Source organism: Myxococcus sp. CA051A, assembly GCF_013336705.1.
Classification (GTDB): domain Bacteria; phylum Myxococcota; class Myxococcia; order Myxococcales; family Myxococcaceae; genus Myxococcus; species Myxococcus llanfairpwllgwyngyllgogerychwyrndrobwllllantysiliogogogochensis.
In genome coordinates, this window is sequence record NZ_JABUMS010000001.1 from 1,021,574 (window position 1) to 1,041,252 (window position 19,679).

A 19,679-nucleotide genomic window follows, 5' to 3' on the forward strand; every position below is an offset into this window, starting at 1 on the left:
TCGCGCGGCCCGGAGGTAGGTGGTGCGCTACCTGCGCACGGGCGCGGAGCAGGGCGGGCCGGGCACGTCGCGCGCTGGTGTTACTCGGCCCGGCTGCGGCTTTCGAAGCGGGTGTACTCGGCGAGGAACACCAGGGAGATTTCGCCGATGGGCCCGTTGCGCTGCTTGGCGATGATGAGCTCGACGGGGATGACGGTGTTTGACTGCGACTGAGGCGGCGCCTCGCCCCCTTCTTCCGTCTCCTCGCGGTGGATGAACATCACCACGTCGGCGTCCTGTTCGATGGAGCCGGACTCACGCAGGTCCGACAGCATGGGCTTGCCGCCCTTGCGCTCCTCGACCTTACGGCTGAGCTGACTGAGCGCGATGATGGGGACCTCCAGCTCCTTGGCCAACTGCTTGAGCGCGCGGGAGATTTCGGCGACTTCCAACTGGCGGCTCTCCACCTTGCCCTTCTGATGCATCAACTGGAGGTAGTCGATGATGAGGAGCGACAGGCGCGGGTCCTTCTGCTTCACGCGGCGCGCCTTGGCGCGCAGGTCGAACGGAGACAGGCCACCCGAGTCGTCGATGTAGATGGGCGCGTTGTAGAGGGCACCCGCCATCTCCTGGAACTTCTCCTCGTCGTGCGGAGAGAGCCGGCCGCCACGCAGCTTCTTCATGTCCACGCGCGCGGTGGACGCGAGCAGACGCATCAGGAGCTGGTCGGCGGGCATTTCCAGGCTGAAGATGCCAACGGCCTTGTTCTCCTTCAGCGCCGCGTTCACCGCGATGTTCATCGCGAAGGACGTCTTGCCGACGCCGGGACGCGCCGCGAGGATGATGAGCTCACCGGCGTGCAGCCCCGTGAGCTGGTTGTCCAGGTCGATGTAGCCGGTGGACAGGCCCGTGATGCCCGTCGACGCCGCCTTCATCTTGTCGAGCAGATCGAGCGTGTGCTCCATCAGCTCGCTGACGGGCCGCAGGTCTCCCTCGCGCTTCTTCTCCGCGAGGAGGAACACCTTGCGCTCGGCCTCGTCGAGCAACACCTCCAGCTCGCCCGTCTCCTGGCTGGCGAGGTCCTGGATTTCGCGGCCGACGTTCGCCAGCCGGCGTCGCAGCGCCTGGTCCTTGACGATGTTCGCGTACTGGACGGCGTTGGAGGCCAGCGGAACCACCTGGTCCAACCGCATCAGGTACGCGGGGCCGCCCACGGCGACGAGGTGTCCCAGGACCTTGAGTTCTTCAGCCAGCGTCAGGTGGTCGACCTGTTGCTGCTTTCCGTCCAGGCGAATCATCGCCGCGAAAATCTGCGCGTGCGCGGGGCTGGAGAAGTCGTCCGCGTGGACCACTTCGCCTACGGCAGCGATGAGCGTGTTGTCCGCGAGTACGGCGCCGAGCACTGCACGCTCGGCGGCCAGGTCCTCGTGGACCTTTCGCCCATCTCTGAGGTCTAGGGAGTTCTCCATGGCTGCCCGCCCACTCTACAGGCGGCTCTGACATGGCAGAAATATTCCGCCACAGACCTGTAGCGGCGGGTGGGCGGAGGAAGGTGGACCTACCCGCAATCAGCCTTCCATTCCCCAACGCTGGAGGAATGCTTCACGCCACGTGCGGCTGAGCACCACCGTCGTGCCGTTCCTCAGCACGAGGATTCCGTCTCCGTGGCTCCAGGGCTCCAGCTTCGCCACCGCGTCCAGGTTGATGATGTCTCCGCGGTGGATGCGCACGAAGCGCTCCGGGTCCAACCGCTCCTCCAGCGCGCGCAGGCTCTGGCGCACCAGATGCTCACCCTGGGCGGTGTACACGCGCACGTACTTGTCCTCGGACGACAGGCGCCACACGTCCTCCAGGCGCAGCGGCACCCACGCCTCACCCGACTTCACCACCAGCCGCTCCAGCGCGCGTCGTGGCGTCGCCGAGGCCACTTCTCGCAGGAGCGCCTGGAGCCTCGCGGCCTCCGAGCCTCCACCGAGCAGCAGCGCATGGGCCTTGTCCAGCGCGCGGGCGAAGCGCTCGCCGTCGTAGGGCTTGAGCAGGTAGTCCACCGCGTGCGCCTCGAAGGCCCGGAGCGCGAAGCCATCATACGCGGTGGAGAAGATGACCGCGGGGCCCGTTCCCGGCCCGAGCGCCTCCAGCACCTCGAAGCCCGTCAGTCCTGGCATCTGCACGTCGAGGATGACGAGGTCTGGCTTCAGCGACTCGATGCTCGCGAGCGCTTCCGTTCCATCCGCGGCCTCGCCCACCAGCGTGAAGCGTGACTCGCCTTCCAGAAAGCGCCGCACCTTGGCCCGGGCGGGTGTCTCGTCGTCCACCGCCAGCACGCGGAAGGTCGTCATGGCTTCGCTCCCAGGGGCAGCGTCAGCGACACGCGCGCTCCGCCCTCGGGCCCCTGGCCTCTCTCCAGCCGGGCCCGCCCGTCGTGCAGGAGCGCGAGGATCTGCTCCAGGTGCGCCAGTCCCACGCCCGTCCCCGAGGCGGGCGATTCACCGCCGAAGCCTCGGCCCGTGTCCTCGACCTCCAGCCGCCATGTGCCCGCCGTCTCGCTGGCGCGGATGCGCACCTCCAGCGGCTGCACGCGGTCCTGGTTGTGCTTCACCGCGTTCTCCACCAGGGTCTGCAACGCGAAGCAGGGCACGCGCGCCGAGTCCAGGCCCGGCTCCACGCTCCAGTGCACCGCGAGCCGGTCCCCGAAGCGCGCGGACAGGAGCCCCACGAAGCGCGCGGTATGCGCGCGCTCCTCGGCCAGTGTCCACGTGGGCTCCGCGCGCTCCAGGCTGGCGCGCAGCACATGTCCCAGGTCGCTGAGCAGCCGGTCCGTTCGCGCCAGGTCCTCGTACATGACCGAGCTGATGGTGTGCAGCGAGTTGAAGAGGAAGTGCGGGTGGAGCTGGCCGGTGAGGGACTGGAGCTGCGCGCTGCGAAGCTCACCCTCCAGCTCCGCTTCGCGCAGCGCTCGCGCATGTTGATTCCGCCAGGCCGTGAAGAGGCTGATGAAGGTGACGGCGAGCCCGTAGGCAATCAGGTCCTTCGACACCTCCATGGGCAGTCGGAAGGCCATGGGCCCGTACTCGTACTCACCCCAGCCCAGCAGCGGGTAGAGCAGGTAGCGAATGCCCAGCATGACCAGGATGTGCACGGAGGTGTAGAGCGCGAATCCCACCACGTGCAGCCCCAGGAAGCGCGCCCACCCCGAGGCGCGCGGTGACGGGGCGTTCAGCGTCGCGGTCTGGATGAGGGGCAGCGTCACCCAGGCCGAGAGCGCACCCGTGATTTCCCAGAAGAAGGCCCGCGATGCGGGGAGGGAGGTGTGTCCGTTGGCGAGCTGATCCAACCTCACCGCGGCGCCATACGACACGCCCACGACGAGGCAGAATGCAAGCACCCCGAGCACCGGGCGCAACCGGAAGCGGGGCCACCGCCAGGACCGGGACTGCGGCACCTCGAGGGCGGACGTCGGGAGGGTGTCGGCCATGGCTCTCCGTCACGCAGTATGCCCCGTGGGCGCGCCCTGGAGCGTCGCTTCGGGACGGGACACCACACGGGCCTTCAACCCGAAGAACGGCCTCAACCAGGGCAGGCGGGCCACCAGCTCGCTCAAGCCCCAGCTGACCAGGAAGGTCGTGACGAGCACGCAGCCGAAGAGGCTCCACGGCCCCACGGGCAGCCGCAGCATCGCGAAGCCGACGACGATGATGACCGTCTGGTGGAAGATGTAGAACGGATACGACAGCTCCTGCGCGTGCCGGACCCACCGGCTTTCCGTCCGCACGCACCGGCGCGCCCAGCCCAGCGCGGTCAGGATGAACAGCCACTGGGCCGACGTGCCCCCGAGCACCTCGGGCACCAGGTCGAACTCGCTCTCTGGCGCCATGATGGCGAAGAGGACCGCTGACACGCCCAGCAGCCACCACCGGCGCTCCACCAGGACGTCCCAGACCCTGGGCGCGCGGCCGAGCAGGTGCCCCATGAGGAACAGCAGGCCGTAGTGGCCAAAGGTCCTCGGGTCGTCGAACAGCGCGTGCGTCTGCGGGAAGCGGTGCAGCAGCAGGTCGTTGACGAAGAGCGGGATGAACAGCCACAGGAGATTCGGACCCCGGCACAGCCAGGCCTCGGCCTTCGCGAGCCAGGCCTTCCCGCGCGCTGTCCCCAGCGCCCAGAACAGCGGCAGCGCCAGGAGGCAGAAGGCGAAGAGGTAGACGACGAACCAGAGGTGGTGCCAGCTCAGGCTGCCCGCGGGGTAGGGGACGAGGCCGAAGACAGAGGGATAGAAGTCCGCGTAGCTGCCCTGGAACCGCCCCGTGAACACGCGCTCCACGTAGATTTGCGGCGGCACGATGACGAACATGCCGAAGACCACCGGCAGCAGCAGCCGGCGCGTCCGGTCCCCCGCGAAGTCACGCAGCGAGCGCCGCCGCAGCGCGAGGGCCGTCCCCACGCCGGAGATGACCATCAGCAGCGGCATGCGCACGTGGTGCAGGATGTCCATGGGCAGCTCCAGCACCGGCAGCAGCGTGGGCGCCTTGATGTGCCAGTCCCACCGGTTGAACATCATCCCCGTGTGGAACAGGTGCAGCACGAGGATGGCGACGACGCGGAGCCAGTCCAGGTCGGGGCGATGGGCGTCGGCGGGAGATGTCGGGGCGGGGTCGGGCGTGCTCATGGGCGAGCCTCCTGTGCCTCCTGGATACCCACCCGCCTCGGAAGGCTCCACGCGCCTGTCGTAGGACGGACCGGCCACGGCGCGAGCCGGACGCGAGACACGGCGGCCATCCCCAAATGAAAAGGCCGCCCGGGTTGCCCCGGGCGGCCTTCTCGAACCCGCTTGAGGCGGAGTCGAGCCGTTACTCGGCGGCGACTTCGACCTTGATCTTCGCCGTCACGTCGCGGTGCAGGCGCAGCTCGACTTCGTAGCTGCCAATCGCCTTGATGGGCTCGGGCAGGTGCAGGGCGCGACGGTCCACCGTCTGACCCTGGGCCGCCACGGCCTCGGCGATATCCAGCGCGGTGACGGACCCGAACAGCTTGTCCTGATCGCCGACCTTGCGCTTGATGACGACCTTGATGGAGCCGACCTTCTTCGCCTGCTCCTCCGCGGCGCCCTTCAGCTTGGCATTGCGGGCGGTGATGACCGCCTTCTCGTGCTCGAGCTGACGGAGGTTCTGCTCGCTCGCCAGAACCGCCTTCTTGCGCGGCAGCAGGTAGTTACGGCCGAAGCCGTCCTTCACGGTGACGAGCTCCCCGGACTTGCCGAGGTTCTCGATGTCCTCTCGCAGAATGACCTTCATGTTCAGTCTCCTGAGCGGACCCGGCGGTTAGCCGACCACCGCGTTGTAGGGGAGCAGGGCGATGCCGCGCGCGCGCTTGATGGCCGTGGCCACCTCACGCTGGTGCTTCGCGCAGTTGCCAGAGATGCGGCGGGGAATGATCTTGCCGCGCTCGGTGACGAAGTACTTCAGCGTCGCCTGGTCCTTGAAATCCACCGACGCGTTCTTCTCCGCGCAGAACCGGCAGACCTTCTTGCGGCCGAAGCCACGGCCACCGCCGCGCTTCTCGTCATCGCCGCCCATGCCACCGCGGTCTCCGCGATCACCACCACGGTCTCCGCCACGGTCTCCACCGCGATCACCGCGAGGCCCACCGCCGCCGCCGAAGCCGCCACTGCGGCCGCCCGACGACGAGCCGCCCGTCTTGCTGTCCGTTCCGTTGCTCATGAACTTTCTCGTTTCCTGAAAAGGTCCCTAGAGAATGTCCCAGGTGGCGCTCAGGCCTCCTCGGACGACTCCTCCTCCGCCTCGCCCACGGACTCCTCGGCCACGTCGCCGCGGAACCCGCCACCCTCGCGCGGCTCGGGAGCGCCCGGACGGGTCTCCTCCACATCGCCGGCGAGCTTCAGGTCCTCGAGGACCGGACGCGTCTCGGGGTCCACCTCATCCGCCAGCTTCACGGAGATGTAGCGGGTGACCTCATCGAGGTTCTTCAGGTTGCGCTCAATCTCCGCCACCAGACCCGAACCGCCCAGGTAGCTGGCGTGCACGTAGATGGCGCGGGGCTGCTTCGCCACGGGGAACAGGGTCTTCTTCTTGCCCCACACCGTGAAGCGGAGGACCTTGCCACCCTCGCGGGAGACGATGCCACGGACGCGCTCCTTGAGCTTGTCCACGTTGTCGTCAGTCAGGTCCGGCTTGACCAGGAAGATGGTCTCGTACTCACGAAGCCGCTTGGCGGCCTGCGTCTCTGCCATGTTTTCTCTCCCCTTGGGGTCGAGTGCCCCCCGGACAATCCGAGGAGCGGGGAAACGGCGATTGGCCCCATGGCCACCACCGGGAACGGGAAACCGCGCGCCCGTCACCCTCGCGCTACGTCCCGTGCACCAACACGGGAAGCTGAAAAAGAACATCCCACTGGATCAACCACCCAGCGAGCGAACGGGCCTTCTAGGAGGGCCCCCCGGGCAAGTCAAGCTCCCGGAAAGCTCGCCTGTCCGCTCCCCCCGTCCCGGGCGCTCCGAGGGGCCTCAGGCCTTCCGGTTGAAGCGGTTCATCGCCACCGACAGCCCCTCGCGCACCCAGCACTCGGTCATGTCCATGGCGCGGTCCTTCAGTTCGTCCAGCTGGCGGCGCTCCCCGTCGTCGAAGTTGGACAGGACGTAGTCGGCGACGCGCTCGCGGGCATTGGGCCCCTCCGGCTTGTCGATGCCGAAGCGCAGGCGGATGAACGCCTCCGAGCCCAGGCTCGCGACGATGCTCTTCAGGCCGTTGTGGCCCCCGCTGCCGCCGCCCGCCTTGAGCTGCAGCCGGCCCAGGGGCAGGTCCAGTTCATCGTGGATGACGAGCACGTCCTCGGGAGCAATCTTGTAGAAGCGCGCCGCCTCGGCCACCGAGCGGCCCGACAGGTTCATGAAGGTCTGCGGCTCGACGAAGAGGATGCGCTCGCCCGCCAGGGTCCCCTGGCCCACTTTCGCGGCGAACTTCTCCTGATTCAGCTCCGCGCGCGCTCGCGACAGCAGCGCCTCCACCACCATGAATCCGATGTTGTGCCGGTGCCGCTCGTACTCGCGCCCCGGGTTGCCCAGCCCGCAGATGAGCTTCATGGGAGGCTCCAAAAAGAAACGGGGCCAGCCTCAGGGAGGCCAGCCCCGTGTCCAGGGTACACCGGAAGACGACTACTTCTTCGCGGGGGCCTTGGCCGCGGCCGCGGGGGCCGCCGCCTTGTCGCCAGCCTTCGCCGCGGGAGCCGCGGCGGCGGGAGCCGCCGCAGCCGCCACGGGGGCCACTTCGGCCGCCTCGGGCGCGGCGACGACCGCCACGGTGTAGTTGACGTTCGACTTCACCGACACGCCGGCCGGGAACTTCACGTCGTTGATGTGCAGCGCCTCGGCGATCTTCAGCGCCGTCACGTCCACCTCGATGCGCTCGGGAATGGCGTTCGGCAGCGCCCAGACCGTGATTTCACGGCGAATCTGGCTGAGCAGACCACCCTCGGCCACGCCCACCGACTTGCCGACGAGCACGAGCGGCACGTCCACCTTGACCTGCTCGTCCGCGCGCACGCCGATGAAGTCCACGTGCAGGATGTCCCGGGTGACGGGGTCCATCTGGTAGTCCTTCAGGAGGACCTGCTGGTCACCGCTGGCCAGCTTCAGCTGGATGACGGTGTTGAACTTGTGCGGGGTGTTGATGGCCGCGCGCACGGCCTTCGGGTCCACCGAGATGTGCACGGGCGTCTTCAGGTGCTTGCCGTACACCACGGCGGGCACCACACCCTGGGCGCGCAGCTTGCGGGCAAAGCCCTTGCCAGAGCCTTCACGCGACTTCGCCTCGAGGGTGTTCTTGTTTTCGGACATGGAAATACCTTGGGAATGGGTACCGCGGTGACCACCGGCCACCCTGGCGCCCTCGGCATCCCGCCCCAGTGGCGGGCCCCGAAGACGGCGCCGCGAAGGGGACCGTTGGAGGAGGCCGGACATGCCAGCCCCCGAACATGGAGTCAAGTCGCCCGGCGGACGGGCGACCCGAGCCTCAGACGAACAGCGAGCTGAGCGAGTCGGCCCGGTGGATGCGGGCGATGGCCTCGCCGAAGAGCCGCTCGGTGGTGAGCACGCGAATCTTCGAGCACGCCTGCGCCGCGGGCGACAGCGGCACGGTGTCCGTGAAGACGACCTCTTCCAGCACGGAGTCCTGGATGCGCTGGATGGCGGGGCCGGAGAGGATGGGGTGCACCGCGTAGGCGACCACGCGGCGGGCGCCCTTGGCCTTGAGCGCCGCGGCGGCCTGGGCGAGCGTGCCGGCGGTGTCCACCATGTCGTCCACGAGGACGGCGTCCTTGCCGGACACGTCGCCGATGAGGTTCATCACCTCGGAGGCGTTGGGGCGCGGGCGGCGCTTGTCGATGATGGCCAGCCCCGTGTTGAGGCGCTTGGAGTAGGCGCGCGCGCGTTCGACGCCACCAGCGTCCGGCGACACGATGACCAGCTCCTGCGACTCCGGGAAGCGCTTGCGCAGGTCCTCCAGGAACACCGGCGAGCCGTACAGGTGGTCCGAGGGGATGTTGAAGAAGCCCTGGATCTGCCCGGCGTGCATGTCCATGGAGACGACGCGCTCGGCGCCGGCCACTTCCAGCAGGTCCGCGACGAGCTTCGCGGTGATCGGCGTGCGCGGGGCGACCTTCCGGTCCTGCCTGGCATACCCGTAATACGGGATGACGGCGGTGATGGAGCTCGCGCTCGCCCGCTTCAGGGCGTCGCAGATGATGAGCATCTCCATCAGATGGTCGTTGGTCGGCGGGCTCGTCGACTGGAGGATGAAGACGTCGTGACCGCGGACGTTCTCGCCAATCTCGACGTGGATTTCTCCGTCGGAGAAGCGACCCACCTCCGCCTTGCCGAGCGGACGCTTGAGGTACTCACAGATTCGGTGAGCCAGGCCGGGATTCGAGCTCCCGGCGAAGATCTTGAAGTCGCGCGGCTGCATGATGGGCCCGCTGACTAACCTGGACACGCGCGGATGTGAAGGCGTTAGTCGAGATCTGCTGGCATCGGACCGAGCATCCCGGCTTGCGCCTGATGGAGGTGCCGCTCGTACTCCATGAGAATGACACGCTCCATCTGGCTGCGTGTGTCCGCGTTGAGCGGGTGGGCTATATCCTTGTACGTTCCATCCTTGCGCTTCTTCGCCGGCATCGCGATGAACAGCCCCGAGGAGCCGTGGATGACCTTCAAGTCGCGTATGACGAAGCAGTGATCCAGGGTGATGGTGACGTACGCCTTGAGCTTGTCCTCTTCGACCGGAAACACCCGGACGTCGGTGATGTTCATGGTCCCCCCCCGAACCCGAAAGGTCGGAGCTGGCGGGAAGCCTGGGACATACCGGGTGCAAAATGCAAGGGTATGGTGAAGGAGTTCCCTCACCATTGTTCCACTCGCGCACAGTCCAGAGCGTGAAAGGGACTACCCAAGGGCTCCTGGCCAGTGCAGGACCAGGTGGGTCAGAAAAGCCAGATGGTAGACGACGATGATTCCGTAGACGACGGCGCCTGCTCGGATGGCGAGGCGGCTGGCGCGCAGACGCCTGTGCAAGCACAACAGCCACAGGCCGGCGTTCACGATGAGCAGCTTGGCGAACATGAAGAAGAGCGGTGACTGCTCGTAGGCCAGCCGCATGAGAGGGTTGAGTTCCTCCGCCACGCCCAGCTGGAGGAAGAGCAGCGTGAACAGCCCGTCCATGAGGTTGAGCATCAGCAACGCCACCGAGGCGGGTGACGCATAGAAGGAAGCCATTCCACCGCGGACCGCGCCCCGAACCTGCTCCATCGTCGTCGTCGCCACGCCCTGCCTCCCAGTCCCGACCTTCCGGAGGCGGTTCCATTCAAGCGGCTTGCCAGCGCCCGGATGGAACTTGGAGGGGCGGGCTGGCAGGCGGGCCCCGGCACGCCCGGGCGAGCTGTCACGAGGACGCGGTTGGCGGTTGACTCCCGCGGGGGGGTGACAGAGTATCCGCGCCCCTCCGCCCCCAGGCCAGGCGAGCGTCCCTTGCACCAATTCCCCAAAGATATCGGGTGGATAGAGGTCATTTGCGGTTCGATGTTCTCCGGTAAGACGGAGGAGTTGATCCGCCGCGTCCAGCGCGCCGTGTACGGCAAGCAGAAGGTGCAGGTGTTCAAACCTCGCATCGACAACCGGTACGACGAAACGCAGGTGGTGAGTCACTCGAAGCTGAAGGTGACGTCCACGCCGTTGGAGCGGGCTGAAGAGATTTTTTACCGGTTGGAGCCCGACACGCAGGTGGTGGGCATCGACGAGGTGCAGTTCTTCGGCGCGGAGGTCGTCGCGGTGGTGGAGGCGCTGGCCAACAAGGGGCTGCGCGTCATCTGCGCGGGACTGGACCAGGACTACCAGGGCCGTCCCTTCGAGCCGATGCCGCAGCTGATGGCGGTGGCGGAGTACGTGACGAAGGAGCTGGCCATCTGCGTGGTTTGCGGCAATCCGGCCAATCGCTCCCAGCGCCTCGTCTCCAGTGGAGAGCGCGTGGTGGTGGGCGCGGCGGGCGCGTACGAGCCGCGGTGCCGCAAGTGTCATGTTCCGGAGCCCACCGAGGGCACGCCGCCGCAGACGCTCGAACTGTTCGACTGACCCCGCTTCGCCCGCGGGCATCAGGGCACGAGAGGAACCGACCGAATGCGTGACACCCTGTACGCGAACGTGCCCTTCCGGCTGAACGAGATGACCCACCACTATGGACCCAACGTCCACCTGGTGGGCAATCCGTTCCTGCTCTCCCAACTGGCCACCTTGTGCGCCAAGGGCGTCATCCAACCCCAGATCAACCGGCTGGTGGAGACGCTCTACAGCGACCTGGTGAAGACGGTGGTGAACGCGGAGTTCCCGCGGAAGATGGTCAGCCTTCCGACACGGATGATCGACTCCACCCCGCAGGGGCTCTACCAGGGTGAGGTCATCGACCCGCACGTCCGGGTGGTGACGGTGAACATCGCGCGGGCGGGCACGCTGCCGTCGCAGGTGACGTATGACCTGCTCAACGCCACGGTGGACCCGTCGGTGGTGCGCCAGGACCACATCATCATGAGCCGGATGATCGACGCGGCCGAGACGGTGGTGGGCTCGCAGATTGGCGGCGCGAAGATTGGTGGGGATGTGGACGACGCGCTCGTCCTCTTCCCGGACCCCATGGGGGCCACGGGCGGCAGCCTCTCCACGGCCATCAAGCTCTACAAGGAGAAGGTGCCCGGCACCCCCCGGCGCATCATCACCCTCAACCTCATCGTCACGCCGGAGTACTTGCGGAAGATGACGACGGACCATCCGGACGTGATCATCTACGCGCTCCGGTTGGACCGGGGTCTGTCTCCTCCGGAGGTCTTCGGCACGGCGCCGGGAGAGCTCTGGGAGAAGGAGCGAGGCCTGGATGACCGGCAGTACATCGTCCCCGGTGGCGGCGGCTTCGGGGAGATCATGAACAACGCCTACGTGTAGCGCGGAGGAAGCCTTGGCGTTCTACGAGCAGGAAGTTGGCGTCCATATTTCGGAGGACAAGCTGCAGGCGCGCGTGCGGGAGCTGGGCGCGCAAATCACCCGGGACTACGCGGGCAAGGAGCTGACGCTCGTCTGCGTGTTGAAGGGCTCCACGTTCTTCGCCATGGACCTGGCGCGGGCGGTGGACCTGCCGCTGACGTTGGAGTTCCTGGGCGTGTCCAGCTACCAGGGCGGCACGGAGACGACGGGCGAGGTGCGCATCACCACCGACGTCAGCAAGCCGATGGCGGGCAAGCACCTGCTCATCATCGAAGACATCATCGACACGGGGCTCACCATGAGCTTCCTGCTGGAGAACCTGCGGGCCCGGCACCCGGCGTCGCTGAAGCTCTGCTCGCTCCTGGAGAAGCCGGCGCGCGCGCGGACGAAGATCGACATCGACTACAAGGGCTTCGTCATCGAAGACCTCTTCGTCGTCGGCTACGGCCTGGACTACGCGGAGAAGTACCGGAACGTGCCATTCATTGGCGTGATGAAGGGCAAGTAGCCCTCCGGTTTCCTCCAGCCGCGCGGGGAGTGGGTCGCCTTCCCGCCGGCTTGAAGTCCCGCGTCAGGGGTGGCGGAGCATCGAGCGCCTCGCGTGGATGCCGCTCTCCTGGCGTGGAGGGCAGTGGACTGTTGTCGAAAGGAAGAGCGTGCGCAGCGTCCCGGGTGGGACTGTTTGCGCCGCGAGGCGCCGGACGCGAGTGCTCGTGTCCTGGTGCGTGCGGCCGGAGAGGGTGCGCATGCGTTCAGCGACAGACAAGAGAATCCCGGCTGCTACAGCGGCCGGGGGCAATGATTCGATGAGGAGGTACCTGGCGGAGTTCATCGGGACGTTCGTCCTGGTGCTCGGCGGCGTGGGTGCGGCCGTGCTGGCAGGGGACCGCATCGGTTTCCTGGGCGTGTCCTTCGCCTTCGGCCTGTCGCTGCTGGCCATGGTGTATGCGATTGGCCCCATCTCCGGCTGCCACGTGAATCCCGCGGTGACGGTGGGGTTGTCATTGGCGGGCAAGTTCGAGAACAAGCACATCCTCGGCTACATCGTGGCGCAGTGTCTGGGGGCCGTGCTGGCTGCGGGCGTGGTGCTGCTCATCGCGAAGGGCGTCCCCGGGGGCTACCAGGCCTCGGTGGCGGGGCTGGGCTCGAACGGATACGGCCTCGCCTCGCCCGAGGGCTATGGCGCGGGGGCGGCGTTCCTGGCGGAGGTGGCGCTCACCTTCCTGCTCGTGCTGACGGTGCTGGGGGCGACGGACGCGAAGGCGCCGGTGGGCTTCGCCGGCATCGCCATTGGTCTGGTGCTGACGCTCATCCACCTGGTGGGCATCCCCGTGACGAACACGTCCGTGAATCCCGCGCGCAGCCTGGGGCCGGCGGTGTTCGCGGGCGGGCAGGCGCTCACCCAGCTGTGGATGTTCATCATCGCGCCGATGCTGGGCGCGGGCCTGGCCGCCGCCGTGTACCGCTCCGTGTTCAGCCCGGCGGGGGCCATCACCGCGCGCACGGCCGAACGCTCGCTGGATGCCGAGCGTGCGGAGCGCGTCGCCCAGGACCGCAGCCACACGCGCTCGCCGGTGTAGGGGCGAAGAAGGCCGCATTGCGTGGACGGGCCTTGCTCCTCCGAGCAGGGCCCGTCGCGCGCGGGGCCCCTGCCCGTGGCTTTCCTGGCGGTGCTTCCGGGCGTATACGAGGGATGGGAGGGGGCCGTGCCTTCCCGTTCCCTGCTCCGGGATGACGGAGCGAAAGCCCTTCGACATGCTCTTCGAGCCGACGCGCCTGGTGGCCTTCATCCTCGCGGGACTGGTCCTCAACCTCACGCCAGGGCCGGACACGATGTATGTGCTGGCCCGGAGCATGGGACAGGGCCGCGCCGCGGGCTTCGTCTCCGCGCTGGGCATCTGCGTCGGGTGCCTGTTCCACATCGCGGCTGCGGCCCTGGGACTGTCGGCGCTGCTGGCGACCTCCGCCATGGCCTTCCTGGTGGTGAAGTGGGTGGGCGCGCTCTACCTCGTGTGGATGGGCGTGCGGATGCTGCGCAGCAAGCAGGGGCCCGAGGCGGTGCGGGAACTCCAGCCCGCGAGCCTGTGGCGAATCTTCCGCGACGGTGTCGTCACCAACGTGCTGAACCCGAAGGTGGCCTTGTTCTTCCTGGCCTTCCTGCCGCAGTTCGTGGACCCGTCGCGAGGCTCCCCGGGCCTGCAGTTCGTCCTGCTCGGGCTCTTGTTCGACGTGACGGGGACTCTGTGGCTCGCGTTCCTCGCGGGCGTGGCGGGCGCGTTCGGCGGCTGGCTGCGGCGCAACCCGCGCTTCGCGGCGTGGCAGCAGCGGGTGACGGGAGGCGTCTTCGTCGCGCTGGGCGCGCGGCTGGCGCTCCAGGAGCGCTCCTAGCCGTCGCGATGTCCCCGCCTTCAGCGGAAGATGGCCGCGCCGAAAAGGTACAGGGCGTAGCCGGCCCAGGGCAGGAGGATGAGCAGCGTCACGAGATTCAGGCCCGCCGCCCACACCGGGAGCCGCTCGCGCTGCTTACGCCAGGGGAGCGCCAGCAGCGAGCCACCCGCGAGGATGGGCATGGGCAGCAGGTTGATGGCGGCCACCTTGGCGCTCGCCAGCCCCCAGGCCTGCAACAGCTCGCCGTGGCGCAGCAGGGCGACGAAGCGCTCGATGCGGTCCGGCAGCCGTGAGTACTGGAATGGGACGGTGAAGCCGGTGAGGAACTGGCTCAGTCCCTCGCCGGCGCCGAGGCATGCCATGGCGACGACGACGAGCAGCGCCCAGGGCAGGATGATGGTGGCCGCGTGCAGGACCAGCGGGAGCTGGTGGAGGCGGTTGTCGGCGGGGGCTTCCGTGGGTGCGTCTTCCGGAGGCCCGTTGAAGCGCACCGTGCTGCCCAGGGGGATGAGTGGGTGCAAGGCCCACTGGATGCCGCCCAGAGACAGCGTGACGAGGTTGGGGCCGTAGCCCAGCTTCACGAGGGTGGGTCTGACGCCGAACGAGCTGGCCACGGCCGCCTGACTCAACGCCCAGAGGGCGGTGACGGCGAAGGCGAGCATCCAGAGCCAGAAGAGCAGGGCAGCACGTTCCATGGGTGTGCCCCCTGTTTATCACGCGGAACCGTCGGCCTTCACCGGGCCCCGCTCAAGGGCACGGTCTGGTGACGTCCTCCGTCCCGCGAGGCACGTCCAGGGTGATGGACTTGGAGCCGGGCCCCAGGTTGAACCACGAGATTTGATGGTGCCCGTTGCCCGTCCCGGTGGGGTTGGCGAAGGCCGCGAGCAGATGGGCCGCGCCAGAGCCGTCCACGTGGCTCAGGTCGGCCTTGCCCACGTCCGAAAGGCCCGGCGCGACGGTGGAGTCACCGCCGCGACGAAGGCGGGCCACCGGGACACCTTCGCGTGGAACCGAAGGGCGCTCCCCGCATCGACCATCAATCGTCCCGTGCTGTCTGCCATTGTCTGCTTCCTGTGCCGCGTGGCTGAAACCGACACGGTAGCGGCGCGTGCTGGGATTGAGTGGGGCCAGGACTCTCGACGAGGCCGGTCTTTTCCCAGACATGAGTGCACGGGGTTCGTCCGTCGGAGGTGACGAGCCCGGAGTGGGGTGGTGTCTGGTTTGGGGAGTGGAGGAGGGGCAGGCCAGGGATGCGCGCGGGAGGTGCCGCCCTCGGGGGAAGGCCCTAGCTTGAGAAGGAGGAGAGACGCATGCCCACTCGCAGGACTTCACGCGGGAGTGCTGCTTCAGAGCGGAGTGTGACTCGGCGTTCGACGGCGAAGCCTCGCTCGTCCGTGGCGCCCTCGGGACGGTTCACCACGCACGAGGTGGATGCGGAGCGCTGGCGCGACTTCGCGCGGCTGTTCGAGAGCCAGGGCGGGCCCAAGTACTGCTGGTGCATGGTGTGGCGGGCGGAGGGCGCGGAAGCCCGGCTCGCGGACAACGCACACCGCAAGGCGGCGATGCATCGGCGGGTGAAGCAGGGGACTCCGGTGGGGCTCCTGGGCTATCTCGGGGACGAGCCCGTGGCCTGGTGCTCCATCGCGCCTCGGGAGACGTACCGGAAGGGGCTCGGGGGGCTGGAGGCTCCGGATGAAGCGCCGGGCAGCGTGTGGTCCCTGGCGTGTTTCTTCGTCACCCGTGAAGCGCGAGGGCAGGGAGTGTCGCGGCGACTCATCAAGGCCGCCATCACCCATGCTCGCAAGCGGGGCGGCAAGGTCCTGGAGGCATACCCCGTGGACCCCGACTCACCGAGCTACCGTTTCATGGGTTTCGTGGAGACGTTCGAACAGCTCGGCTTCCAGGGCGTGGGGCGAGAGGGAAGTCGCCGCCACGTCTACCGGTACGATTTGTCCGCGTGACACGGGAGGCGGGCCCGGGAAGGGGCCCGCCCGGGAGCATCAGAACGTGGCGTCGAGCACCACGTCGTTGGCGGCGCCCACGCCCACGGCGACTTGGTAGGCGGACACGCGACGCTCGAAGAAGTTGGTGAGCTCCTGCACGTCCTGCAGGTCCATGAAGGACAGCGGGTTCTTCGTGCGGAACACCGGCGTCAACCCCAGCATCTGGAGCCGCTGGTCCGCTGTGTACTCCAGGTAGCCGCGCATCTCCTGCACCGACAGGCCCGCGACACCGCCGCTCAGAAGGTCCTGGGCGAACTGCGTCTCGCACTCCACCGCCTCGCGCAGCATCGCCTCCACGTCGCGCTCCATCTTCGCGTCGAAGAGGTCCGGCTCTTCCTTTCGAGCCACCTGGATGCACTCGTAGGCGAAGGCCATGTGCGCGCTCTCGTCGCGGAACACCCAGTTCGTCCCGGCGGCGAGCCCGTTGAGCAGGCCCTTGCTGCGCAGGAAGTAGACGTAGGCGAAGGCCGCGAAGAAGAAGAGGCCCTCGATGCAGCCCGCGAAGCAGATGAGGTTGAGCAGGAAGGCGCGACGGTCCTCCTTCGTCTTCAGCTCGTTCAGCCCGTTGACGCTGTCCATCCACTTCATGCAGAAGCGCGCCTTGCGCTGGATGGAGGGGATGTTGTCGATGGCGGCGAACGCCTTGGCGCGCTCGGCCTGGTCCGGCACGTACGTGTCCAGCAGCGTCAGGTAGAACTGGACGTGCAGCGCCTCCTCGTAGAGCTGCCGCGACAGGTACATCCGCGCCTCGGGGGCGTTGATGTGCTTGTAGAGGTTCAGCACCAGGTTGTTGCCGACGATGCTGTCGCCCGTCGCGAAGAAGGCCACCAGGCGGTGGATGAGATGTCTTTCCGCATCCGTCATCTTCGAGCGGAGGTCCACGAGGTCCGTGGAGAAGTCGACCTCTTCGACAGTCCAGGTGTTCTTGATGGCGTTCCGATACATCTCGAAGAAGACCGGGTATGCCATCGGGCGCAGCGTCAGGTTCAGTCCGGGTTCCAGCAGCATGGGCGCGATCCATACCACGCTCGCGAACCCGTCAAGGTGACTCGCGCGGCGATACGCTTTTACGTTCGCTCACGTCTCAACAGCCCGGAAAAAAAGCAAAGCGAGCACGCGTTTTCACGCGTGCTCGCCAGGACGAAAAAATCAGTGAAACAGGAGTTCTTTACTGACAGGCCTCGCACGCTTCCGGGTTTTCCAGCGAGCACGCCACGGCCTCGGCGTCCGTCACCGCGGAGGCGGACGCGACGGGGGCGGGAGCGGACTGCGCGGGGGCCGTCGCGGTGCTGTTGCCCACCGTCGCCTTGGCGATGCGCGTGGCCGGACGTGAGCGCATGTAATACGTCGTCTTCAGCCCCTTCTGCCATGCGTAGAAGTACATTGAGGAGAGCTTGCCGATGTTCGGCGTCTCCACGAAGAGGTTGAGCGACTGGCTCTGGTCGATGAAGGCGCCGCGGTCGGCCGCCATGTCGATGAGCGAACGCATGGGCAGCTCCCACGCGGTCCGGTAGATGGCGCGCAGGTTCTCCGGCAGCTCGGTCAGGTCCTGGATGCTGCCTTCCGCCATCTTGATGCGATTGCGCACGCCCTCGTTCCAGATGCCAATCGCCTGGAGGTCTCTCACCAGGTAGCGGTTCACCTGGAGGAAGTCACCCGACAGCGTCTCGCGCTTGAACAGGTTGGACACCTGCGGCTCGATGCACTCGTAGCAGCCGGCGATGGACGCAATCGTCGCGGTGGGCGCAATCGCAATCATCAGCGAGTTGCGCAGGCCGTGCTTCACGATGCGAGCGCGCAGCGCGTCCCAACGCGCCGTGTCCTCCGGCGTCACGCCCCAGCTTTCGAACTGGAGCTCGCCCTTCGCCGCCCGCGTCTCCGGGAAGGAGGGATGCGCGCCGAACTGCTCGGCCATCTCGCACGACGTGGTCAGCGCCGCGAAGTAGATCTCCTCCGAAATCTTCCGCGACAGCGCGCGGGCCTCGGGCGCGTCGAACGGCAGCCGGAGCTGGAAGAAGACATCCTGCAGGCCCATCAGGCCCAGGCCCACCGGACGCCAGCGGCGGTTGGAGTCCGCCGCCGTGGGGATGGGGTAGAAGTTGAGGTCGATGACCCGGTCCAACTGCTTCATCGCGAGCTGGGCGTTGGCGCGCAGGCGGTCGAAGTCGAACTTCCCGTCCGCCACCATGCGGCCCAGGTTCAGCGAGCCCAGGTTGCACACCGCCGTCTCACCCTGGCTCGTCACCTCCAGGATTTCGGTGCACAGGTTGGACAGGTGGATGACGTTGCCGGGCAGGCCCGTCTGGTTGCTCTTGCGGTTGCTGATGTCCTTGAAGGTCATCCAGCCGTTGCCCGTCTGCGCCAGCGTCTTCATCATCTTGGCGTAGAGGTCACGCGCCTTCACCTTGCGCATGGCCAGGCCGGCGCCTTCCGCCTCGACGTAGGCCTTCTCGAACGCGTCGCCGAACAAGTCGGTCAGGTGCGGCACCGTCTTCGGGTCGAACAGGCTCCAGTCGCCCTCCGACTCCACGCGCTTCATGAACAGGTCCGGCACCCAGTTGGCCAGGTTCAGGTTGTGGGTGCGGCGCGCATCGTCACCGGTGTTCTCGCGCAGCTCGAGGAAGTCCTCGATGTCCGCGTGCCACGTCTCCAGGTACACGCAGCACGCGCCCTTGCGCTTGCCGCCCTGGTTCACCGCGGCGACGGACGCGTCCAGCGTCTTCAGCCAGGGGACGATGCCGTTGGAGTGGCCGTTGGTGGAGCGGATGAGCGAGCCGCGCGCACGAACGCGGTGGTAGCCCACGCCGATGCCACCGGAGAACTTGGACAGCATCGCGATGTCCGAATACTTCCGGTAGATGGCGTCCAGCTCGTCCGTCGGCGAGTCCAGCAGGAAGCAGCTGGAGAGCTGCTCGTGGCGGGTGCCCGAGTTGAAGAGGGTGGGGGAGCTGGGCAGGTACTCCAGGGAGCTGAACAGCCGGTACAGCTCGATGGCCTCCTTCGCGTTGTCGCCGCTCAGGGCGCACGCGACGCGGAGGAAGAACTCCTGCGGCGTCTCCAGCACTTCGCGCGTCTGCGGGTTCTTCAGCAGATAGCGGTCATAGACGGTGCGCAGGCCGAAGTACTCGAACAGGTCATTGCGCGACGGGTCGATGGCCGCGTTGAGCTTGCGCGCGTTGGCCTGGACGAACTGGAGCAGCCGGTCCGCGATGAGGCCGTGTTTATGGCCGGCGGCGACCGACTGGCTGAAGGAGTGGATGTCCTGGTTGCTGACCTCCTTCTGGATGAAGGTGGCAAGGAGGCGCGCGGACAGGCGGGCGTACTCGGGCTCCTCGACAATGAGGGCGGCGGCGGTCTGGATGGAGAGGCTGTCCAACTCGCGCGTCGTCGCGCCGTCGTAGAGGCCGGAGATGGTCTTCGTGGCCACGCGCATGACGTCCACGCGGGACAGGCCCATGCAGCTCTTACCCACCGCGCGGACAATCTTGTTCAGGTCCACCGGCTCGGCCGTGCCGTTGCGCTTGCGCACGCGCATGGTGGTGGGGGCGAACTCGCTCTGCGTGGGCTCGGCCACGGGCGTCACGCTCGCTGTCGTCGGCCCGGGTTGGGCGTGGGTGGCGGGCGGGACATGCATGGGCGCGGGGGCGGGCTTCACGGGCGTTTCGAAGTTCACGAGCGGCTCACTCCAAACGAGGGCAATGGCGTGGCCACGAGGGCAAGCGGAGAGCTTGCCCTGGGATGGGTTCCCGGGCCACAAGAATACTGAACTTTTGGGCAGG

The 19,679-nt window shown here is 67.4% G+C and carries 22 protein-coding genes; 6 read left to right on the forward strand and 16 right to left on the reverse strand.

Going from position 1 to position 19,679, the window contains the following annotated elements; all coding sequences use genetic code 11:
* Positions 1-80: 80 nt before the first annotated feature.
* From dnaB to HUA74_RS04205, 12 genes are all read right to left on the reverse strand, one after another.
* Positions 81-1,448 carry a replicative DNA helicase gene (gene dnaB / locus HUA74_RS04150; RefSeq protein ID WP_141648518.1) on the reverse strand — a complete coding sequence of 456 codons (1,368 nt, stop codon included), beginning with the start codon at positions 1,446-1,448 and terminating at the stop codon, positions 81-83.
* A gap of 99 nt (positions 1,449-1,547) precedes the next feature.
* Entirely contained in the window at positions 1,548-2,318 is a 771-nt protein-coding gene (locus HUA74_RS04155) for a LytTR family DNA-binding domain-containing protein (RefSeq protein WP_174453481.1), read from the reverse strand.
* A complete protein-coding gene (locus tag HUA74_RS04160) occupies positions 2,315-3,454 on the reverse strand; it encodes a sensor histidine kinase (RefSeq protein ID WP_174453482.1) in 1,140 nt (379 codons plus the stop codon). Before HUA74_RS04160 ends, HUA74_RS04155 begins: the two co-directional genes overlap by 4 nt.
* Positions 3,455-3,463: 9 nt before the next feature.
* Entirely contained in the window at positions 3,464-4,642 is a 1,179-nt protein-coding gene (locus HUA74_RS04165) for an acyltransferase (RefSeq protein WP_174453483.1), read from the reverse strand.
* Between the two features lie 181 nt (positions 4,643-4,823).
* Positions 4,824-5,267, reverse strand: a complete 444-nt coding sequence (gene rplI / locus HUA74_RS04170; protein ID WP_141648008.1) for a 50S ribosomal protein L9 — start codon at positions 5,265-5,267, stop codon at positions 4,824-4,826.
* Between the two features lie 27 nt (positions 5,268-5,294).
* A complete protein-coding gene (rpsR, locus tag HUA74_RS04175; RefSeq protein WP_141648007.1) occupies positions 5,295-5,693 on the reverse strand; it encodes a 30S ribosomal protein S18 in 399 nt (132 codons plus the stop codon).
* Between the two features lie 50 nt (positions 5,694-5,743).
* Entirely contained in the window at positions 5,744-6,223 is a 480-nt protein-coding gene (gene rpsF, locus HUA74_RS04180; protein ID WP_141648006.1) for a 30S ribosomal protein S6, read from the reverse strand.
* A 273-nt stretch (positions 6,224-6,496) separates the two neighbouring features.
* Positions 6,497-7,072, reverse strand: a complete 576-nt coding sequence (gene pth, locus HUA74_RS04185) for an aminoacyl-tRNA hydrolase (protein ID WP_141648005.1) — start codon at positions 7,070-7,072, stop codon at positions 6,497-6,499.
* Positions 7,073-7,144: 72 nt separating this feature from the next.
* A complete protein-coding gene (locus tag HUA74_RS04190) occupies positions 7,145-7,825 on the reverse strand; it encodes a 50S ribosomal protein L25/general stress protein Ctc (RefSeq protein ID WP_141648004.1) in 681 nt (226 codons plus the stop codon).
* A 175-nt stretch (positions 7,826-8,000) separates the two neighbouring features.
* Complete coding sequence (locus HUA74_RS04195; protein WP_141648003.1) at positions 8,001-8,951, reverse strand: ribose-phosphate pyrophosphokinase; 951 nt, start codon at positions 8,949-8,951, stop codon at positions 8,001-8,003.
* 44 nt (positions 8,952-8,995) lie between these two features.
* Positions 8,996-9,295 carry a septation regulator SpoVG gene (gene spoVG / locus HUA74_RS04200; protein WP_046715132.1) on the reverse strand — a complete coding sequence of 100 codons (300 nt, stop codon included), beginning with the start codon at positions 9,293-9,295 and terminating at the stop codon, positions 8,996-8,998.
* A gap of 132 nt (positions 9,296-9,427) precedes the next feature.
* Complete coding sequence (locus HUA74_RS04205; protein WP_371745468.1) at positions 9,428-9,805, reverse strand: DUF5658 family protein; 378 nt, start codon at positions 9,803-9,805, stop codon at positions 9,428-9,430.
* A 204-nt stretch (positions 9,806-10,009) separates the two neighbouring features.
* Between HUA74_RS04205 and HUA74_RS04210 the strand changes: the two genes are divergently transcribed.
* The 5 genes from HUA74_RS04210 to HUA74_RS04230 all read left to right on the forward strand — a co-directional run bounded on the left by HUA74_RS04210 (position 10,010) and on the right by HUA74_RS04230 (position 13,897).
* Positions 10,010-10,609: a thymidine kinase gene (locus HUA74_RS04210; protein WP_141648002.1), complete on the forward strand. Its 600-nt coding sequence runs from the start codon at positions 10,010-10,012 to the stop codon at positions 10,607-10,609.
* Between the two features lie 45 nt (positions 10,610-10,654).
* On the forward strand, positions 10,655-11,470 hold the full coding sequence (locus tag HUA74_RS04215; protein WP_141648001.1) for a uracil phosphoribosyltransferase: 816 nt from the start codon (positions 10,655-10,657) through the stop codon (positions 11,468-11,470).
* 13 nt (positions 11,471-11,483) lie between these two features.
* Positions 11,484-12,017, forward strand: coding sequence for a hypoxanthine phosphoribosyltransferase (gene hpt, locus HUA74_RS04220; RefSeq protein WP_141648000.1), 534 nt, complete (start codon positions 11,484-11,486; stop codon positions 12,015-12,017).
* 238 nt (positions 12,018-12,255) lie between these two features.
* Complete coding sequence (gene aqpZ / locus HUA74_RS04225; protein ID WP_141647999.1) at positions 12,256-13,089, forward strand: aquaporin Z; 834 nt, start codon at positions 12,256-12,258, stop codon at positions 13,087-13,089.
* A gap of 151 nt (positions 13,090-13,240) precedes the next feature.
* On the forward strand, positions 13,241-13,897 hold the full coding sequence (locus tag HUA74_RS04230) for a LysE family translocator (RefSeq protein ID WP_246137725.1): 657 nt from the start codon (positions 13,241-13,243) through the stop codon (positions 13,895-13,897).
* Between the two features lie 20 nt (positions 13,898-13,917).
* On the opposite strand, the gene HUA74_RS04235 is transcribed toward HUA74_RS04230, so the two are convergent.
* Both HUA74_RS04235 and HUA74_RS04240 read right to left on the reverse strand, forming a co-directional pair.
* On the reverse strand, positions 13,918-14,592 hold the full coding sequence (locus tag HUA74_RS04235; RefSeq protein ID WP_174453484.1) for a site-2 protease family protein: 675 nt from the start codon (positions 14,590-14,592) through the stop codon (positions 13,918-13,920).
* A 52-nt stretch (positions 14,593-14,644) separates the two neighbouring features.
* Entirely contained in the window at positions 14,645-14,887 is a 243-nt protein-coding gene (locus HUA74_RS04240) for a hypothetical protein (RefSeq protein ID WP_174453485.1), read from the reverse strand.
* Positions 14,888-15,255: 368 nt separating this feature from the next.
* Here HUA74_RS04240 and HUA74_RS04245 point away from each other — a divergent pair, with 368 nt between their 5' ends.
* The gene (locus HUA74_RS04245) at positions 15,256-15,858 is read left to right on the forward strand and encodes a GNAT family N-acetyltransferase (protein WP_217439725.1); all 603 of its coding nucleotides are present in this window, start codon (positions 15,256-15,258) and stop codon (positions 15,856-15,858) included.
* Between the two features lie 39 nt (positions 15,859-15,897).
* On the opposite strand, the gene HUA74_RS04250 is transcribed toward HUA74_RS04245, so the two are convergent.
* Together HUA74_RS04250 and HUA74_RS04255 are read right to left on the reverse strand one after the other, a co-directional pair.
* Complete coding sequence (locus HUA74_RS04250; RefSeq protein ID WP_141647995.1) at positions 15,898-16,908, reverse strand: ribonucleotide-diphosphate reductase subunit beta; 1,011 nt, start codon at positions 16,906-16,908, stop codon at positions 15,898-15,900.
* A gap of 160 nt (positions 16,909-17,068) precedes the next feature.
* Positions 17,069-19,573 carry a ribonucleoside-diphosphate reductase subunit alpha gene (locus HUA74_RS04255; RefSeq protein ID WP_174453487.1) on the reverse strand — a complete coding sequence of 835 codons (2,505 nt, stop codon included), beginning with the start codon at positions 19,571-19,573 and terminating at the stop codon, positions 17,069-17,071.
* Between the last annotated feature and the right edge of the window lie 106 nt (positions 19,574-19,679).

Coding starts and splice junctions, on each gene's coding strand:
- HUA74_RS04230 (WP_246137725.1), top strand. CDS start 13,241: ATGACGGAGCGAAAGCCCTTCGACATGCTCTTCGAGCCGACGCGCCTG.
- pth (WP_141648005.1), bottom strand. CDS start 7,072: ATGAAGCTCATCTGCGGGCTGGGCAACCCGGGGCGCGAGTACGAGCGG.
- HUA74_RS04235 (WP_174453484.1), bottom strand. CDS start 14,592: ATGGAACGTGCTGCCCTGCTCTTCTGGCTCTGGATGCTCGCCTTCGCC.
- spoVG (WP_046715132.1), bottom strand. CDS start 9,295: ATGAACATCACCGACGTCCGGGTGTTTCCGGTCGAAGAGGACAAGCTC.
- dnaB (WP_141648518.1), bottom strand. CDS start 1,448: ATGGAGAACTCCCTAGACCTCAGAGATGGGCGAAAGGTCCACGAGGAC.
- HUA74_RS04155 (WP_174453481.1), bottom strand. CDS start 2,318: ATGACGACCTTCCGCGTGCTGGCGGTGGACGACGAGACACCCGCCCGG.
- HUA74_RS04165 (WP_174453483.1), bottom strand. CDS start 4,642: ATGAGCACGCCCGACCCCGCCCCGACATCTCCCGCCGACGCCCATCGC.
- rplI (WP_141648008.1), bottom strand. CDS start 5,267: ATGAAGGTCATTCTGCGAGAGGACATCGAGAACCTCGGCAAGTCCGGG.
- HUA74_RS04215 (WP_141648001.1), top strand. CDS start 10,655: ATGCGTGACACCCTGTACGCGAACGTGCCCTTCCGGCTGAACGAGATG.
- rpsR (WP_141648007.1), bottom strand. CDS start 5,693: ATGAGCAACGGAACGGACAGCAAGACGGGCGGCTCGTCGTCGGGCGGC.
- HUA74_RS04195 (WP_141648003.1), bottom strand. CDS start 8,951: ATGCAGCCGCGCGACTTCAAGATCTTCGCCGGGAGCTCGAATCCCGGC.
- HUA74_RS04160 (WP_174453482.1), bottom strand. CDS start 3,454: ATGGCCGACACCCTCCCGACGTCCGCCCTCGAGGTGCCGCAGTCCCGG.
- HUA74_RS04250 (WP_141647995.1), bottom strand. CDS start 16,908: ATGCTGCTGGAACCCGGACTGAACCTGACGCTGCGCCCGATGGCATAC.
- rpsF (WP_141648006.1), bottom strand. CDS start 6,223: ATGGCAGAGACGCAGGCCGCCAAGCGGCTTCGTGAGTACGAGACCATC.
- aqpZ (WP_141647999.1), top strand. CDS start 12,256: ATGCGTTCAGCGACAGACAAGAGAATCCCGGCTGCTACAGCGGCCGGG.
- HUA74_RS04190 (WP_141648004.1), bottom strand. CDS start 7,825: ATGTCCGAAAACAAGAACACCCTCGAGGCGAAGTCGCGTGAAGGCTCT.